We start from the raw sequence: 16,978 nt of genomic DNA on the forward strand, positions 1-16,978 counted from the left end.
CGTACTGCCGGAAGACGAGATCGAACGGTGAGCTAAGCATGTAGTACTGGGCGTCAATCGCCTTCGGACGCGGGTTCAACTCCCGCCACCTCCACCAAACAAGGGTCCATCGAGATCCGGCAGACGACAAAAACCCCGCGTAAATGCGGGGTTTTTGTTGTCTGTGCATGCCGCACTACCAACGCTATCGGATGATATGCGGGATATATGCGACGCCCCCGTTGTTGAAAAACAAGCCTGTTCCGTATTGAAGTCGCTTCCACGAAAAGGCAGTCGTGAGGAAGCGATGATCTGATGTACAGATCATCGGATGCCTACAGCGCAGCTGACCTGCCCGCAGGATCCAGGGAAGGCATCCATCCGCGCCCTCCCGTCACCCCTTGTCGGGTCAGCGCAGCCATCCCTGGCCTGTCGAGAATCACGAACTCGAAGCCTCGCAAGCCTGGCTTTGCAAGCGGCATGATCAACTGCAAAAAAAGACCCCGCGATTGCGGGGTCCTTCGTTGCAGCAATGGAGAAGCAATCAGATGGAACGCTCGAATTCCTTGACCGCGTCCTTGGCTTCATCCCTGGCAATGCCATAGCGTTCCTGGATCTTGCCAGCGAGATATTCGGAGTTGCCCTCGGCGACATCCAGGTCGTCGTTGGTGAGCTTGCCCCATTTCTCCTGGATGCTTCCCTTCAGCTGCTTCCACTTGCCCTGAATAGTGTCTTCGTTCATGAGTTACTCCTTCGTGGTGGGTGGGATCAATCCCGTATTGGAAAACTGATGGCTGTTTGCCTCTGTCCAATCCGGTTGCGTATACCTTGGGGTTTCGCGGATGCATGAAAAATGAATTTGCCGACCTCCCAATCCCGGCATGCAGTTGTCGTTCACATTTCTGACGACGACGCGCGCAAAGTTCGATGCTTACAGGCAACGCCCAAGGCGCTATGCTCCATAAATGAACAAGACATTGAATCGCTGGACCTTGACCATCTCACTGGGTTTGCTTCTGTCTGCATGCGGATCCGCACCGACTCGCGTGGAACAGCCGCTGGAACTGCCGGAAGCGGTCGTGGAACCGATTGCTGAAACGCACTACGAGCCCTTGATCCAACGTGATCGGAGCTACATCGAAGCACTGCGCGCGGAGCCCGCACCGGAGCGACCCGAAATCGTCGAAGGCAAGAGCGATCGCGGAGACCAGCGAGCACTAGCCGCCGAGGGATTCGTCCGCATAGGCAACGGTCGCTATGACTCGACTGATGGCGATGCCGAACAGTCAGCGATCGAACTTGGACGCGAAGTCGGCGCCGATCGCATTGTCATTTATCGGGAGTACCGGGCTGACGAGTCTGCGGATGCATCGGTGGAATTCCTCGCCGCCTACTATGTCCGCTTCAAGTTGCTATTCGGTGCAACATTCCGGAATCTGACGGCAAGCGAACGCGCAAGCCTCGGTGTCGATGGCGGAGTGCAAATTGGAGCAGTGGTAGGTGGCACGCCCGCATCCCAGGCGAATTTGCTGGCTGGTGACTTTGTCCTGGGCTTCAACAGCCGACCAGTAGCAGACCGCGTCCGTTTCCAGGAGATGCTCAGTGAACAGGCTGGCAAGGCGGTCACTCTGCAAGTAAACCGCAACGGCCAGACCATGGATCGCATGGTCCGGCTTGGCGCAATGCCGGCAGGTGCGAACCAGCCCTGACGACTGGCGCTCAGGCCTGGGCTGTGAGTTCGCTTGACGCCAACAGCGATTGCCCAAGTTCCAATGCAGCAGTTCCGCTGCGCGCCATTTCCAGAATGTGGGTCATGGCGGCCAACTCGGCCAGGATTGCACTGATGTGGGAACCGCGACCGGTGAACTGCAGGGTACGCGTGTTTCCGCTTGCATCAAGGACAATGCCGAATCCCAGCTCGGTGAACCGTTCGATCGCCGACGCGTTCTTGCTCGTCGCCGCAACCTTGACCACGAGCAACTCGGACTCAAGATGATCGCGACTTGTCAGATCGGCGATCTCCAGCACATCGATGGACTTGCGTGACTGCTTGATAATCTGCGCGATTACCTCGTCATCACCGATGGTGACCATGGTCAGTCGCGAAATACCCGGATCGTGCGTCGCCGCGACGGTCAAGGATTCGATGTTGTACCCGCGTGCAGAAAACATGCTGGCGACGCGAGCAAGCGCACCGGCTTCGTTCTGCAACAGCATCGCTATGATATGGCGCATCAAAACATCTCCGCCGGGCCGGATTCTTCAGCTCTGACCGGATCACGCGATGCGATGTGATCGCCCGTGATCATCTGTGCGTAGCTCATCCCCGGCCCGACCATTGGATAAACGCACGCGTCAGGATCAATCATCACCTCGAGAAACGCAGGTCCATCGAAGGCGATGAACTCTGCGATCACGCGTTTGAGATCCGCGTTGCGATCAAGTCGAACCGCGTAGCGAAACCCGTCGGCCTCTGCTGCCTTGATGAAATCCTTCTTGTGCAGGCTCTTGTCCGTCGCTGAAAAACGGCCCTTGAAGAACAGCTTTTGCCACTGGCGAACCATGCCATCACCGCAGTTGTTCAGAACCACCACTTTTACCGGCAGGTCATAGGTGGTCACTGTTTCAAGCTCGCCGATGTTCATGCGGATACTGGCATCACCATCGATATCGATGACCATGAGGTCGCGGCGCGCAAACTGCGCACCGATCGCTGCCGGCAAGCCGAAACCCATGGTCCCCATCGACCCCGAGGTCAGCCAGCGTCGCGGCTCGGTGAAGTCGAAGTACTGTGCCGCCCACATCTGATGCTGACCCACACCTGTGCTGATGATGGCTTCGCCGCGTGTCAGTCGGTTGATCTCCTCGATCACGGCATAAGGCTGGATGAGTGCGCTCCCGCGATCGAAATTCAATGCATGAGTCTTCTTCAGATCAGCGATATGCGCGTGCCAATCTGCGTAGCTGCCCTGCCCTCTCGGATCGAATCCACGCCGGGCTGCATGCTCGCGCAGGTTGTCCAGGGCAAGGGAGATATCGCCAAGGTGATGCCAGTCGACGCGCTTGACCTTGTCGATTTCGGCCGGGTCGATATCGAACTGGGCGATGTACTTTGCCTTCCGCGCGAAGAGGTCAGGCACGCCGGCAACCCGATCGTCGAATCGCGCTCCCACCGAGATCAGGAAGTCGCAATCGACAACGGCATAGTTGGCGAATGCCGTTCCGTGCATTCCGAGCATATGCAGGGACAAGGCCTCGGTCGTGTCGCTTGCACCGATCCCCATCAGCGTTGTCGTTACCGGAATACCGAAAGCCTCGGCAAATGCGCGCAGGGCACGGCTTGCTTCGGCGGCGATGACGCCACCGCCGACATACAGGAGCGGACGCTCTGCACGCCCGAGCGCATCCAGAAATGCAGTGCATTCCTCTGGTCTGAGACGGGCTTCGGTGACAGCGCGCAGACGGGAGCGATATCCCGGGATGGGAAGTTGCCCCCGCCCGCTAAACCGCAATGACGCATTCTGGATGTCCTTCGGAATGTCGATGACCACTGGTCCCGGACGGCCGCTGCGTGCCACTTCGAATGCGGTTCGCATGGTCGCCTCGAGCCTACTCGAATCTGTCACGAGAAAGACATGCTTGGCACAAGAACCCATGATGCTGCTCACCGGTGCTTCCTGGAAGGCATCGGTTCCGATAGAGCCCGTTGGTACCTGGCCGCAGATGACCACGATCGGCACGGAGTCGGCCATGGCATCGCGCACTGGCGTCACCGTGTTGGTGGCGCCAGGCCCCGATGTGACCAGCGCAACGCCGACCTTGCCCGATGCACGTGCGTAACCCTGCGCCATGAATCCTGCGCCCTGTTCGTTGGCGGGCACGATCAACGGCAGCGGCTCGCTGCCATCGTCGGCGAGATGCTGGTGATTGAATCGAAACACCGCATCGTAGACCGGCAGGATCGCACCACCCGAATAGCCGAAAATCACATCCACCCCTTCGTCGGCAAGCACCTGGACGACGATCTCCGCTCCGCTCATCGGTGTCCCGGCAAGCGGGTGCGCTTTCGCATCCGTGGCGGGTATGGCTTGTTCCTGCAACATGGCATTCATCGGGGCATCTCCACTCTGGCCTCGTTCATCGATCACGCAGTTTCCGTACTCAGGCTGGCTCGTTGAGCCAGATCATCTTCTTGCGCAACTCGGCACCCACCTTCTCGATCGGATGATCAAGATCCGCTTGCTTGAGTCGCTTGTAGTTGGGCAGTCCGGCTTTGTATTCCGCCGCCCAGTTGCGCGCGAACGTGCCGTCCTGAATCTCGGTCAGGATGGTCTTCATGCGCTCCTTGGTTCCAGCGTCAACAATGCGCGGACCACTGACGTAGTCTCCGTACTGGGCAGTTTCGGAGACATAGGTCAGCATCTTTGTGATGCCACCCTGGTAGAGCAGGTCGACGATCAGCTTCAACTCATGCAGCACTTCGTAGTACGCAATCTCCGGGCGATAGCCCGCTTCAACCAGTGTTTCGAAGCCCTTCAGCACGAGTTCGCTGGCGCCTCCACAGAGCACGGCTTGCTCACCAAACAGATCGGTTTCTGTCTCTTCCTTGAAGTCGGTTTCGATCAGAAGTGCGCGTGCGCCGCCAAGTCCCGCGGCGTAAGCCATGGCCAGGTCCTTCGCCTTGCCGCTGGTATCCTGGAACACGGCATACAGACACGGAACTCCGCGTCCGATTTCGTATTCGGTACGCACCAGGTGACCCGGGCCCTTCGGCGCAACGAGAACGACGTCGATATCCTTGCGTGGGACGATCGACTTGAAGTGCACGTTGAAGCCATGTGCGAACAGGAGTGCGGCGCCCGCCTTCATGTTCGGCTCGATCACGTCGGTATAGAGCGTTGGCTGGACCATGTCCGGCGTAAGCACGGCCACCAGATCGGCACCCTTCACTGCTTCTTCCGGGGTGACTACGGTGACGCCATCGGCTGCTGCCTTGATAGCGGTCGGGCCTCCCGGACGCAAGCCGACCACGACATCAAGGCCGGAGTCGCGCAGGTTGAGGACATGTGAACGACCCTGGCTGCCATATCCGAGTACGGCGATGCGGGCGTTCTTGAGAGCTTCGGTGGTAACGGTGGCGGACATGCGCGACTCCGGTGGTTGATCAAATGATGGTGAAACTTCAGGGGCTGGTGACGGCGCCTTTCGCGGCCGAACCAACCAGGCGTGCGTATTTGGCGAGAACGCCGCGAGTGACTTTTGCTTGCGGCATCTGCCATGACGCCCGGCGTGATTCGAGATCCGCATCGGTTTCGATGACGCGACGTGATGCATCGATGACGATGCGATCACCATCCCGCAACAGACCGATTGCCCCGCCCCGATATGCTTCCGGCGCGACATGGCCGATGACAAAGCCATAGCTCGCGCCGCTGAAGCGACCGTCAGTCATGAGGGCAACCTGGTCACCCAGGCCGCGGCCCACCAATGCCGCTGTAACGGCCAGCATCTCGCGCATGCCAGGGCCACCTGCAGGCCCTTCATTGCGAATCACGATGACATCGCCAGGATTGATCTGGCCGGACTGCACGGCCTGGAAGCAGGCCTCTTCACTTTCGAATACACGTGCCGGCCCTTCGAACAGGACAGGGCTGCTTCCGGAAAGCTTGAGGATGCAGCCCTCGGGCGAGAGGTTACCGTAGAGAATCGAAAAACCGCCGCGTGGCTTGAAGGCGCGACTGACCGGATGGATGACTTCCTGCCCGGTGGGGGATCGGACTGATGCATCGATCTCGGTGAACAACGACTGCCCGGTGACAGTCGGCGCATCCTCAAGCATTCCGGCGCTACGCAGTTCCCTGGCAACCGCTGCCATGCCTCCGGCTTCGGTCATTTCGATGGCCGTGTAGCGACCGCCCGGCATGAGGTCGGTGATTACCGGCGTTGATGCAGCAGCAGTCTCGAAGTCCTCGATGGTGAGTGACACATCGGCCTCATGCGCGATGGCCAGGAGATGCAGCACGGCGTTGGTCGATCCGGCGGTGGCTGCGACAATGCGCATGGCATTGCGGAATGCCGCGGGCGAGAGAATGTCGCGTGGCTTTCGCTCGGTAGCGAGGCAGTCGAGGACCAGCTCTCCACAGCGTCTTGCCGCCTCGACCTTTGCCGGATCAGTCGCGGCAATATCATTGAGACCGAGCGGCGAGAGTCCGAGCGCGCTGAGCACCATGGCCATCGTGTTCGCCGTGAACTGTCCGCCACACGCGCCAGCGCCGGGACATGCCTCGCGTTCGATCGTGCACAGCCGCTCATCGGAAATCTTGCCGGCACCGTGACTTCCAACAGCCTCGAACACCTGCTGGACGGTGATCGATTTTCCGTCGAGCTTGCCGTGCGCGATGCTGCCGCCGTAAAGGGCAACACCGGGAATATTCAATCGAGCCAGCGCCATCGCTGCGGCAGGAATGGTCTTGTCACATCCGCATAGCACGACCATCGCATCAAGGCAGTGCCCATCCACCGCGAGCTCGATCGAATCGGCAATGACCTCGCGACTGACCAGCGAAGCGCGCATGCCCGAGGTGCCCATGGCAATGCCGTCGGTAACCGCGATCGTATTGAACTCGATCGGCGTGCCTCCGGCTGAGCGGATACCTTCGCTGGCGGCATTGGCAAGGTCGCGCAAGTTGAGGTTGCACGGCGAGATGTTCGACCATGTGTGCACAACCGCAACCAGTGGCCGGGCAATGGCCTCGGCATCCAGACCGGTCGCATGCAACATGGCTCGCGCCGGCGCGCGATCCGGGCCGGTCTTGATGGCGTCGCTGCGCATCGGCGGCTTCAGCGGAATGCGTTCGTCGGAACTCATGCCGCCGCCTGTCGTTGATTCATCAATCGGGAAAGTACCGAGGCCGTGACATCGGAAGTACTGGCCTTGCCGCCAAGGTCGCGGGTCAGCTCGCCTTCATCGAGCACCGAATCGACGGCTGCCTCGACCGCGCGCGCTTCTGATTCCAGCCCCAGCGAATGACGCAGCAACAATGCCGCACTGAGAATTGCGCCAATCGGGTTGGCAATGCCCTGGCCCGCGATATCGGGTGCGGATCCATGGATAGGCTCATACAAACCCAGGCGTCCTGCGCCGAGTGAGGCGGAGGGCGAAACGCCCAGCGAACCAGCAAGCGCTGCGGCTTCGTCCGTGAGAATGTCACCAAACAGGTTTTCGGTGACGATAACGTCATACGCAGATGGTCGCGTCAGTAACAGCATCGCCATCGAGTCGACAAGCTGGTGCTCGAGACTGACGCCGTCGTACTCGGCAACCACACGCTCGGTGGTCTCGCGCCACAACCGCGAAGTTTCAAGCACATTGGCCTTGTCGACCGACGTGAGGCGACCCGATCGTCCGCGCGCCAACTCACAGGCGCGACGCACCACGCGCTCGACTTCGGCGACGCTGTAGCGGCACTCGTCGATGGCAACGTCGCCTTCACGCGATTTCTTTCCGAAGTAGGCACCGCCTGTGAGTTCGCGCACGAACAACAGATCGACACCCATCAGGTTCTCGGCCTTCAACGGCGACAAGCCGGCCAGCCGGGGATGCACGCGCAATGGACGCAGGTTCGCGAAAACTCCCAGTCTCGCGCGCAGACCAAGCAGACCCTGCTCCGGGCGCACCCTGGCTTGAGGATCGGACCACTTCGGACCACCGACGGCACCGAGCAGGACAGCGTCGGAGTTCACGCAGGCATCGATCGTTGCCTGCGGCAACGGCTCACCACAGGTATCAATGGCGATTCCGCCGATCAGATGTTCATTGAATTCGAAGACATGGCCGTTCCGGGTTGCCACTTCGCGCAGGATGGCAACCGCAGCCGCCGTGACTTCGGGCCCGATGCCATCACCGGGAAGTACCGTGATATCGGCTCTCATGCCGCGCTCTCCATCATGTAAGGGTTGTTCGCACGCTGTTTCTCCCAGGTGCTGATTTCGGTTTCTGCGTCGAGCAGGAATCCGAGTTGATCGATACCGCTGAGCAGGCAATGGCGAGCGAATCGATCCAGCGAAAACGGAATCACGCTGCCATCCGGCCTGAGTATCGAGCCGGCACTGATATCGATGACCAGGCCCTCTCCCGGACTGGACAGCAAGTCCTTGTGGGCGGCTTCATCAATGACGATCGTCAGCAAGCCGTTCTTCAGCGAGTTGCTGCGAAAGATGTCGGCAATCTCGGACGAGATCACGGCTTCGATGCCGTAGTCGAGCAAGGCCCATGGCGCATGCTCGCGGGACGACCCACAGCCGAAGTTGCGCCCGGCAACCAGGATCCTGCATCCCGTCGCCTCTGGCTTGTTGAGCGGGAAGTCAGGATTTTCCTCACCACCCTCGAGATAGCGCCAGTCGTTGAAAGCATGGCGGCCCAGACCGGAACGTTCAGTCGTTGTCAGGAACCGCGCGGGAATGATGCGATCGGTATCGATGTTCTCGAACGGCAGGCACGCCGTCCGGGAGCGAATCTCATTCATCGGCTTCATGCAGCGCGCTCCTTGAACGTTTCAGGATCGGTGATGACACCTGCAATCGCGGCAACTGCTGCGACCCGCGGGCTTGCCAGCACGGTGCGGACACCGGGGCCCTGGCGTCCCTCGAAATTGCGATTGCTGGTTGAAACGACGAGCTGCCCCGGCTTGGCAATATCGCCATTCATGCCGATGCACATCGAGCAACCGGCCTCACGCCATTCGGCACCGGCTGCGCGGAATACTTCATCAAGCCCTTCGGCTTCGGCTTCGCGCTTGATCAACACCGAACCCGGCACGATCAACGCGCGCACATTCCCGGCGACCTTGCGTCCGCGCATCACCTCGGCCGCTTCACGCAGGTCCGAAAGGCGTGAGTTCGTGCAACTTCCGACAAAGACGACATCGACTGCCTGCCCCGTCAATGCCTGGCCGCCCGCAAACTGCATGTAGGCCAAGGCCCTGGTTTCCTGCTCGTCACGTGCTGCCGGGATCGCGGCTCCGATCGGCGTGACCATGCCTGGATGCGTGCCATAGCTGATGGTCGGACCAACGGCGCTCGCGTCGACATGAATTTCGCTGTCGTAGTGCGCACCCGTGTCCGTAGCCAGCGTGCGCCATGCCGAAACGGCGCGCTCCCATTCTTCGCCTTGCGGCGCACGCGGTCGACCCTGCAGCCAATCGAAAGTGATCTGATCGGGCGCGATCAATCCCGCCCGCGCACCGGCCTCGATCGACATGTTGCATACCGTCATGCGCTCTTCCATCGACAACGCTTCGATGGCGCTGCCTCGATACTCGATGACATGGCCGGTACCCCCACCCACGCCAATCGTGCCGATGATGTGGAGGATCAGGTCCTTGGCGCTGACACCCGGACGCAGCTGGCCATCGACATGGATCGCAAACGTCTTCGGCTTGCGTTGCAGCAGGCACTGGGTTGCCAGAACATGACCTACTTCGGTCGTCCCGATGCCAAACGCGAGCGCACCGAATGCGCCATGGGTCGCAGTGTGGCTGTCGCCGCAGACGATGGTCATGCCGGGCTGTGTCGCACCGAGTTCGGGCCCCATCACATGCACGATGCCTCGATGGTCGCTGTCCCAGCCGTTCAGCTCGATGCCGAATTCGCGGCAATTTTCCTCGAGCTGCGCGACTTGTCTTTCCGCTTCGGCAGTCACATACGGGCGCTGCCCGCTGGCATCGGCTGGCAGGGTCGGCGTTGAATGATCGAGAGTAGCTAGCACGCGCTCGGTGCAACGTACGCCGATGCCGCGCCGACGCAATTCACTGAAAGCCTGCGGCGTGGTCACTTCGTGGATCAGGTGCAGGTCGACGTAGAGAATGCCAGGCGTATCGCCGGTCTCCGCACGCACCTGGTGCGCCTCCCAGATCTTGTCGATGATCGTGCGCGGCGTCATGCGGCAGCCTCGGAGAGTTCGCGCACCGGCTTGCTCGACACAACGCCAGCAGGGGCAACATGGGTCAACCAGCCACGCGTATCGGCCGTACTACCGTCAAACAGGCCAAAGAATGCCTTTTGCAAAGCGAGCGTGACTGGCCCCGGCCTGCCCGATCCGACCGGCTTGCGATCAACCGAGCGCACCGGCGTTATTTCAGCAGCGGTACCGGTCATGAACACTTCATCGGAGGTGTACAAGGCTTCCCTGGGCATATCGCGCTCTTCGACCTCCAGGCCAAGATCCGCTGCCAGCGAAATCACCGTGTCGCGGGTGATGCCCGCAAGAATGCCTGCGCTGGTGGTTGGCGTGTACAGGCGATCTTTGCGAACCAGGAAAAGATTTTCCCCGGCACCTTCGCTGAGCAAGCCGTTGGTTCCCAGCGCGATCCCCTCGGCGTAGCCTCCGCGCCTTGCTTCGAATCCGATCAGCTGGCTGGAGAGATAATTGCCACCCGCCTTCGCCCAGCTTGGAATCGTGTTGGGCGCCGGTCGATTCCATGACGAGACACAGACATCCGCTCCACTTTCAATCGCCTCACCAAGATACGCACCCCAGTTCAGCGCCATGATGGAAACATCAACGGGTGAACCTTCATTGGGGATGACACCCAGGCCGCCTGCCCCGCGAAACGCTATCGGGCGTACATAGGCCGATTCCAACCGGTTGGCAGCAATGAGTTCGATGCAAGCCGCATTGATTTCTCCTTCGGTGTAGCCGATTTCGATCTCGTAGAGGCGTGCGGACTCGAACAGGCGCGCGGTGTGATCGGCAAGCCTGAAATACGCCGGACCTTGCGGCGTTGCGTATACACGCTCTCCTTCGAACACCGAGGACCCGTAGTGCAAGGCGTGTGCGCTGACATGCACGGTCGCCTGCTCCCAGGGCTTGAGTTGGCCGTTGTGCCAGATGAGGGCTGCTTGATTCATGGATGGTTCCTAACGTGCGATGGCGGATCGAGCAGGCGGCTCGACCACGGTGAAATGTTCGATGCGGTTGGCGATTTCCAGAATGGCATTGGCAGCGGCCTCGACGATGTCCGTGGAGACCGACTGGCCGCGCAGTTCACGCCCCTGGTGGATCACGCTGATCGCAGCCTGGCCTTGCGCGTCACCCCCCTCGCTGAGTGCACGGATCTGGAATTCGTTGACCGAAAAGTCATGACCCACTGCGCGTGATACGGCGCGCAGAACGGCGTCGATCGGACCATCCCCTATCGCCGCCTCACTGACTTCCCGTCCGTCGTCATGGTTCAGACGCACCGACGCAGAAGCACTGGCGCCGATGTGGCTGGTCGCATGCAAATGGCTGAGATGCCATGGACCGGCGGCGTCAGGATCGCGGCCTACGGCCATGGCCTCGAGATCGGCGTCGAATACTTCCCTTTTCTTGTCGGCCAGGGTCTTGAAGCGCGTGAACACTTCATCCAGCGAAGCATCGTCAAGATCGTGACCCAAGGCAGACAGGCGCTCACGCAAGGCATGCCGCCCGCTGTGTTTCCCAAGCACCAGCTCACTCTTCTTCACGCCGACATCTTCGGCGCGCATGATCTCGTAAGTGCCACGATGCTTGAGCATGCCGTGCTGATGGATGCCCGATTCGTGAGCGAACGCGTTCTCGCCAATCACCGCCTTGTTGCGTGCGATTGGCTGTCCCGTGATCTGCGAGAGCAAACGCGCAGTCGCATGCAGGCGCTGGCTGCGGATTCCTGTGTGCAAGTTCGGAAAAAGATCACCACGCACGCGCAGCGCCATGACCAGTTCCTCGAGCGCGGCGTTTCCTGCACGCTCGCCTATTCCGTTGATCGTGCACTCGACCTGACGTGCGCCGGCCGAGATTGCGGCCAGGCTGTTGGCCACTGCCATGCCGAGGTCATCGTGGCAATGCGAACTGAAGACGACCTGGTCTGCTCCCCTGACGTTCGCTCTCAACCAGGCAAATCGTTCGGCAATCTCGAGCGGCGTGGTATAGCCGACCGTGTCAGGAACATTCACCGTGGTGGCACCCGCTTCAATGGCGGCCGAAAAAACTTCCGCAAGAAACTCGGGCTCAGTGCGAATTGCGTCCTCGGCGGAGAATTCGACGTCGGCGCAATAGCGAAGCGAATGCTGCACTCCGGCCACGGCGGTATCGATCACCTGCTGCTTGCTCATTTGCAGCTTGAACTCTCGATGCAACGGGCTGGTTGCCAGGAAGATGTGGATACGTCCCTTGCTGGCCGGCTCGATAGCGCGTGCGACGCTTTCGATATCGCCTTCCTGGCAGCGCGCCAGGCCGCAGATCCTCGGGCCGCGCACGCTCGTTGCAATTGATCTCACCGACGCAAAATCATCATCGGAAGCGTGCGGAAATCCCGCCTCGAGGATGTCCACACCCAGATCGGAAAGTGCGCTGGCCATGCGCAGCTTCTGCGCCTTGCTCATTGAAAACCCTGGCGCCTGCTCGCCATCGCGCAGGGTCGTGTCGAAGATCAGTACACGATCGGGATCCGCGACACTCGCACCAACATTGCTCTGTACTACCGCTGGCTCACTACTCATTTCCTGCTCCGATCTGGAGAATATTGCGAACGATGGGTCAAAAAAAACCCCGCCTTCGTTGCCGAGGGCGGGGTCTTGGGATTCACTACTCGACAAATACCCTAGCCCGCGCCTCCGCAGCTAATAAGTACGAGTCCAAGTACAAGCTCGAGCCCACTGGTGGCGCGCACAGGCACGTCGACCAATGATGATCGTTTGGACAGGAGGCTTCGAACGGTTGTGTTGCGTTGCGACATGACTCGACCGTAACCGATGCTTCGAGAAGGTGTCAAGCATTCATTTCAGTGGTTACGAATGCAACCTTTTCGGATCGCATTTGGACGTCTGGATGGCTTTTTGAAGCAAGGCCGAACCACGAAGGCAGGATGTCGAAACGAACAGCGCATCCGGCCCGAAGGACGAACCGAAAGAACCGTGCATCAATGGAAACTGGGAAATGCCGAAGCAGTCGAGCAGGATCGGGGCGCGTGGACGGGCTCAGCAATCGCGCAGCTTGCGATCGATCGCATCGAAGAAGGCAACGGGCAACACTGCAGCAACCGGCACAACCCAGAGGCGAGGATTCGCGAAACCCTTGCACTTCACGGCGTCTTTTTCGGTCATCAGGATCGGCAACTCGTCGCCAAACTCGAGGTCGGCTCTTGTCAGCGCATGATGATCGCCAAATGCGTGCTCGATGACGTCAATCCCGTGCGCCCCAAGGCTATCGAAGAAGCGCCGAGGATTGCCGATGGCGGCGATGGCATGCACCGTCGATCCGGAAAACATTGCAAGGTTGCGCGGCGCGTCAGCGGTATCGAGCCGTTGCGCTTGATCGCCCTGCAGAGCCATATGAATCTCGCCCGGCTCTGCCTGACCGCCGTTGCAAACAACAAGATCCACTTGGCGCAGGCGATCAATCGACTCACGCAGCGGACCTGCTGGCAACAACGAACCATTGCCAAAGCGGCGACGACCATCAATGACACAGATTTCAATGTCACGGGCAAGCGACGGATTCTGCAGTCCGTCGTCAGCCAGAATCACATCCACGTCCTGTTCGAGCAGCTGGCGCGCGGCTTCGGGCCGGTTCCTGCCAATGGCCACGGGCACATGGGTACGACGACGAATCAAGGCGGGCTCGTCGCCGACCACGGCGGGATCCGGAAAATCGTCGAGCAAGATCGGGTTGTCTGCCGAGCCGCCATAGCCACGACTGACCACTCCGGGCTTCCAGCCGCGCTCTCGAAGCGCGTCGATCATTGCGAGGACCAGAGGTGTCTTGCCGGTGCCGCCTGCCGTGATATTGCCGATCACGACAACCGGTACGCGCATCCGTACGGGCTTGCGCAATCCGCTGGTCCAGCTCAATCGAATGAAGGCGCCAAGCGTCCTGTAGACAGGCACGAGGGCCCTCATCCAGAACGGTGCCGGTTCACCGTCGTACCAGATGCGGTCGACGTCGGACTGATTCATGCCGAGTCTTCGGGCTGCTTTTCTTCGTCGCGGAACTGGACGCGATGCAGTGCCGCGTAGTGACCATTGCTCGCGAGCAACTCGCGGTGCGTCCCGCGTTCAACGATACGACCTTCATCGAGAACCACAATCTGGTCAGCGTGCTCGATCGTGGAAAGCCGGTGCGCAATAACCAGCACGGTGCGATCGCGAAGCAGTCGTTTGAGTGCATCCTGGATAAGGCGCTCGGATTCGGTGTCCAGCGCGCTGGTGGCTTCGTCGAGAATCAGTAGTGGGGCATCTTTCAACAGGGCTCGCGCGATGGCAATGCGCTGGCGCTGGCCGCCGGACAACAGTGCCCCGCCTTCGCCCGCCTGGCTATCGAGGCCATCCGGCAAGCGGTCAATGAATTCGGACGCATTGGCGGCCTCTGCTGCAGCGGCGATTTGCTCGCGAGTGGCATTGCCCAGCGCGCCATAGGCAATATTGCGCCCGATGCTGTCGTTGAACAGTACGATCTGTTGGCCAACCCAGGCAATCTGCCCGCGCAGGCTATCCAGTCGCCACGCAGAAAGCGGCTCGCCATCGAGCAGGATGCTCCCCGAATCGGGTTCGTAAAAACGGGGAATCAGGCTGGCGAGTGTGGATTTTCCGCTACCGGATCGCCCGACCAGGGCGGTCACCGTACCCGGTGCGCAATGCAGGCTGATATCCCGCAATGCAGGCGATGCCTGCCCGGGGTACTGCAGCGTCACGTTTTTCAGTTCGACTTCGCCACGGCAGCGATCGCGCTGGATCTCACCGGTGTCCCGCTCGCCGGGCATGTCTATGACCCGGAACAAATCCTCGGCCGCGGCGACTCCGCGCTGCATCATTGCCTGCACCGTGGTCAGCCGCTTCAGCGATGGCAGCATCATCAACATGGCCGTGATGAGAGACATGAAGGTGCCGGGACTCATCGTCTCCAGCATGTTCGGTCGCGTAGCGAAGTAGATGACCAGGGCCAGCGCGCAGGCGGCCACGATCTGCACGATCGATGTCGACAGCGCATTTGTCGCCGCGATCTTCAGATTGAGTTCGCGATTCTTCTCATTCACCTCCGAGAAGCGGGCGCGTTCTGCCGATTGCCCGAGATAGACCTTGACCTCGCGCTGGCCACTGACGGCCTCGTCCACGATTCCCGTCACCGAGCCGACCGAGTGCTGAATCTTGCCGCTGATGCGGCGGTAGCGACGCCCGACGATCCATGCAACCAGGGCGATCAGCGGTGCCATGATGAACAGCATCAAGGTCAGGCGTGCGCTCTGATAAAGCATTACGCCGATCAGGCCAATCACGGTAAGGCTGTCGAGGATCATCACCTTGACCGCATTCGTGCTGGCCTGTGCTACCTGTTCCACCGTGTAGGTCAGGCGCGAAATCATCTGCCCGGATGGCTCACGATCAAAATGCCCGGCTGGCAACACGAGGTAGCGAGCAAACACTTCGCCACGCAGCGTCTCGACGACGTCGCGTCCGATACGCGCAAGCCCGTAGTCGGCTACGTAGGTCGCCGCGCCGCGAACGATGAACAGACCGACGATAATGAGCGGCATCCACAAGATCGCGGACTCACTGCGACTGATGAAAAGGTCGTCCAGCATCGGACGAATCATCGCCGTGAACACCGCTGCCACGGAGGCATCGAAAACCATGCCGGTAATGCCGGCCAGGGCATAGCCCCAGTTGCGCGCTGCATAGCCAAGCAGTCGCCGGTAAGTCGTGAAGGCGCTGACGGGCAAGCTCAGCGCTCCGGCACGAACTGGGTGCGGGGCCGAGGCATCACTTCGCGCTTTCTGCCTTGCTGGGTGTCGTCGCAAGACTCAGTCGATCAAAACCAAGCTGGCCGAGTGCGTCCATCGCCGTGATGACGGCCTGGTGCTGCGCCTTGGCGTCGGCACGCAGGATGACTGCGCGACCGCGATCATCTCCGGCAATCCTGAGAATCGCCTCCTTCAGCGTCTCGATGCCGGGATTGAGCACTTCGTTGTTGTCGATGAAGTAGCGACCATCGACATCGACGAGGATGACCAGGTTTTGCTCCTCCCTTGATTGCTCGGTGGCCGACGCCTCCGGCAGGGTCACTTTCATGCTCGAGTGCTGCACGAATGTGGTCGACATGACGAAGAACATCAGCAAGGTCAACATGACATCGATCAACGGAATCACGTTGATCTCGAAATCGTCTTCGCGGCGACCGGAGGCAATGCGCATGAGATCAGCCCGCCGCCCGCGCTGGATTGGCGTCTGACGCCAAAGCGAGCTCGTCAGTCAGCGTGATGACCTGCTTTTCCATGTCGATAACGAGTTCATTGACCTTGCCGCGGAAGTAGCGATGGAAGAAATACGCCGGAATGGCGACGCACAGACCACTCGCCGTGCACACCAGAGCCTCACCGATACCACCCGCCATCTTCAGCGGATCGCCGACGCCACTGACCATGACGGCGAAGAACATGTTGATCATGCCGAACACCGTACCTAGCAGACCGAGCAATGGGGAGACGATGGCTATCGTGCCGAGCGTGTTCAGGAATCGCTCCAGCTGGTGCACGACATGCCGCCCCGTGTCCTCGACGCGTTCCTTGATGATCTCGCGCGGTCGATTGCGCACGACCAGGGCAGATGCCAGGATCTCGCCGAGTGGTGAGGTTTCACGCAATGCATCAATGTGCTTGGGATCGAGCTTGCGCGTGCGTGCCCAGGTCATGACCTGCTGGCCCAGTTCGGGCGGTATGACGGCCTTGCGGCGCAGGCTCCAGAAACGCTCGAGGATGATGGCCATCGCAATCGCGGAAGAGATCAGGATTGGCACCATGGGCCAGCCGCCAGCAATAAGAATTTCAAGCACTTGGAGCAACTCCTTGAGACTTTGGGCAATAGGGACGCGTTGCATCTGACCGCGATCCGAGCGCCGATGATACCAGCGTGTGCAAACCGTCTTGCGCGCAGCGTCGCGATTCCGGGTTCCGGCCCGGTGGCTTCACGAATCTCACTCGCTCAAGGC

The 16,978-nt window shown here is 60.3% G+C and carries 15 protein-coding genes and 1 other RNA gene; 2 read left to right on the forward strand and 14 right to left on the reverse strand.

The annotated features are described in order from the left end of the window. Nucleotides 1-97, forward strand: a transfer-messenger RNA (tmRNA) gene (ssrA, locus tag WBP53_RS03090); the annotation flags it as partial. A gap of 426 nt (nt 98-523) precedes the next feature. Here the strand turns inward: ssrA and WBP53_RS03095 are convergent. Then, a complete protein-coding gene (locus WBP53_RS03095; protein ID WP_423925822.1) occupies nt 524-721 on the reverse strand; it encodes a CsbD family protein in 198 nt (65 codons plus the stop codon). 223 nt (nt 722-944) lie between these two features. On the opposite strand from WBP53_RS03095, the gene WBP53_RS03100 reads away from it, so the two are divergent. Then, nucleotides 945-1,688, forward strand: a complete 744-nt coding sequence (locus WBP53_RS03100; RefSeq protein WP_423925824.1) for a PDZ domain-containing protein — start codon at nt 945-947, stop codon at nt 1,686-1,688. A 10-nt stretch (nt 1,689-1,698) separates the two neighbouring features. On the opposite strand, the gene ilvN is transcribed toward WBP53_RS03100, so the two are convergent. From ilvN to WBP53_RS03165, 13 genes are all read right to left on the reverse strand, one after another. Further along, nucleotides 1,699-2,214 (reverse strand): acetolactate synthase small subunit, encoded by a 516-nt coding sequence (gene ilvN, locus WBP53_RS03105; RefSeq protein WP_423925826.1) that lies wholly within the window; start codon nt 2,212-2,214, stop codon nt 1,699-1,701. Then, complete coding sequence (ilvB, locus tag WBP53_RS03110; protein ID WP_423925848.1) at nt 2,214-4,091, reverse strand: biosynthetic-type acetolactate synthase large subunit; 1,878 nt, start codon at nt 4,089-4,091, stop codon at nt 2,214-2,216. Before ilvB ends, ilvN begins: the two co-directional genes overlap by 1 nt. 49 nt (nt 4,092-4,140) lie before the next feature. Next, nucleotides 4,141-5,124 (reverse strand): ketol-acid reductoisomerase, encoded by a 984-nt coding sequence (gene ilvC, locus WBP53_RS03115; RefSeq protein WP_423925828.1) that lies wholly within the window; start codon nt 5,122-5,124, stop codon nt 4,141-4,143. Nucleotides 5,125-5,161: 37 nt separating this feature from the next. Then, nucleotides 5,162-6,811, reverse strand: coding sequence for a dihydroxy-acid dehydratase (gene ilvD / locus WBP53_RS03120; protein WP_423925850.1), 1,650 nt, complete (start codon nt 6,809-6,811; stop codon nt 5,162-5,164). A gap of 32 nt (nt 6,812-6,843) precedes the next feature. After that, complete coding sequence (gene leuB, locus WBP53_RS03125) at nt 6,844-7,911, reverse strand: 3-isopropylmalate dehydrogenase (RefSeq protein ID WP_423925830.1); 1,068 nt, start codon at nt 7,909-7,911, stop codon at nt 6,844-6,846. Beyond that, on the reverse strand, nt 7,908-8,513 hold the full coding sequence (leuD, locus tag WBP53_RS03130) for a 3-isopropylmalate dehydratase small subunit (protein WP_423925832.1): 606 nt from the start codon (nt 8,511-8,513) through the stop codon (nt 7,908-7,910). The genes leuB and leuD overlap by 4 nt, the downstream gene beginning before the upstream one ends. Then, nucleotides 8,510-9,919 carry a 3-isopropylmalate dehydratase large subunit gene (gene leuC / locus WBP53_RS03135; protein WP_423925834.1) on the reverse strand — a complete coding sequence of 470 codons (1,410 nt, stop codon included), beginning with the start codon at nt 9,917-9,919 and terminating at the stop codon, nt 8,510-8,512. The genes leuD and leuC overlap by 4 nt, the downstream gene beginning before the upstream one ends. Continuing rightward, on the reverse strand, nt 9,916-10,887 hold the full coding sequence (locus tag WBP53_RS03140; protein WP_423925836.1) for a branched-chain amino acid transaminase: 972 nt from the start codon (nt 10,885-10,887) through the stop codon (nt 9,916-9,918). The genes leuC and WBP53_RS03140 overlap by 4 nt, the downstream gene beginning before the upstream one ends. Before the next feature lie 9 nt (nt 10,888-10,896). Continuing rightward, nucleotides 10,897-12,498 (reverse strand): 2-isopropylmalate synthase, encoded by a 1,602-nt coding sequence (locus WBP53_RS03145; RefSeq protein WP_423925838.1) that lies wholly within the window; start codon nt 12,496-12,498, stop codon nt 10,897-10,899. A 477-nt stretch (nt 12,499-12,975) separates the two neighbouring features. Then, a complete protein-coding gene (gene lpxK, locus WBP53_RS03150; protein WP_423925840.1) occupies nt 12,976-13,953 on the reverse strand; it encodes a tetraacyldisaccharide 4'-kinase in 978 nt (325 codons plus the stop codon). After that, nucleotides 13,950-15,713 (reverse strand): lipid A export permease/ATP-binding protein MsbA, encoded by a 1,764-nt coding sequence (msbA, locus tag WBP53_RS03155; protein ID WP_423925842.1) that lies wholly within the window; start codon nt 15,711-15,713, stop codon nt 13,950-13,952. The genes lpxK and msbA overlap by 4 nt, the downstream gene beginning before the upstream one ends. 40 nt (nt 15,714-15,753) lie before the next feature. Then, nucleotides 15,754-16,185, reverse strand: coding sequence for an ExbD/TolR family protein (locus WBP53_RS03160; RefSeq protein WP_423925844.1), 432 nt, complete (start codon nt 16,183-16,185; stop codon nt 15,754-15,756). A 4-nt stretch (nt 16,186-16,189) separates the two neighbouring features. Next, a complete protein-coding gene (locus WBP53_RS03165) occupies nt 16,190-16,822 on the reverse strand; it encodes a MotA/TolQ/ExbB proton channel family protein (RefSeq protein ID WP_423925846.1) in 633 nt (210 codons plus the stop codon). Between the last annotated feature and the right edge of the window lie 156 nt (nt 16,823-16,978).

The organism is Dokdonella sp., from assembly GCF_049593775.1.
Classification (GTDB): domain Bacteria; phylum Pseudomonadota; class Gammaproteobacteria; order Xanthomonadales; family Rhodanobacteraceae; genus Dokdonella.

What these genes read in the sequence shown, in the direction of transcription:
- WBP53_RS03095 (WP_423925822.1), bottom strand. Translation starts at nt 721, where the DNA reads ATGAACGAAGACACTATTCAGGGCAAGTGGAAGCAGCTGAAGGGAAGC.
- WBP53_RS03100 (WP_423925824.1), top strand. Translation starts at nt 945, where the DNA reads ATGAACAAGACATTGAATCGCTGGACCTTGACCATCTCACTGGGTTTG.
- ilvN (WP_423925826.1), bottom strand. Translation starts at nt 2,214, where the DNA reads ATGCGCCATATCATAGCGATGCTGTTGCAGAACGAAGCCGGTGCGCTT.
- ilvB (WP_423925848.1), bottom strand. Translation starts at nt 4,091, where the DNA reads ATGAATGCCATGTTGCAGGAACAAGCCATACCCGCCACGGATGCGAAA.
- ilvC (WP_423925828.1), bottom strand. Translation starts at nt 5,124, where the DNA reads ATGTCCGCCACCGTTACCACCGAAGCTCTCAAGAACGCCCGCATCGCC.
- ilvD (WP_423925850.1), bottom strand. Translation starts at nt 6,811, where the DNA reads ATGCGCAGCGACGCCATCAAGACCGGCCCGGATCGCGCGCCGGCGCGA.
- leuB (WP_423925830.1), bottom strand. Translation starts at nt 7,911, where the DNA reads ATGAGAGCCGATATCACGGTACTTCCCGGTGATGGCATCGGGCCCGAA.
- leuD (WP_423925832.1), bottom strand. Translation starts at nt 8,513, where the DNA reads ATGAAGCCGATGAATGAGATTCGCTCCCGGACGGCGTGCCTGCCGTTC.
- leuC (WP_423925834.1), bottom strand. Translation starts at nt 9,919, where the DNA reads ATGACGCCGCGCACGATCATCGACAAGATCTGGGAGGCGCACCAGGTG.
- WBP53_RS03140 (WP_423925836.1), bottom strand. Translation starts at nt 10,887, where the DNA reads ATGAATCAAGCAGCCCTCATCTGGCACAACGGCCAACTCAAGCCCTGG.
- WBP53_RS03145 (WP_423925838.1), bottom strand. Translation starts at nt 12,498, where the DNA reads ATGAGTAGTGAGCCAGCGGTAGTACAGAGCAATGTTGGTGCGAGTGTC.
- lpxK (WP_423925840.1), bottom strand. Translation starts at nt 13,953, where the DNA reads ATGAATCAGTCCGACGTCGACCGCATCTGGTACGACGGTGAACCGGCA.
- WBP53_RS03160 (WP_423925844.1), bottom strand. Translation starts at nt 16,185, where the DNA reads ATGCGCATTGCCTCCGGTCGCCGCGAAGACGATTTCGAGATCAACGTG.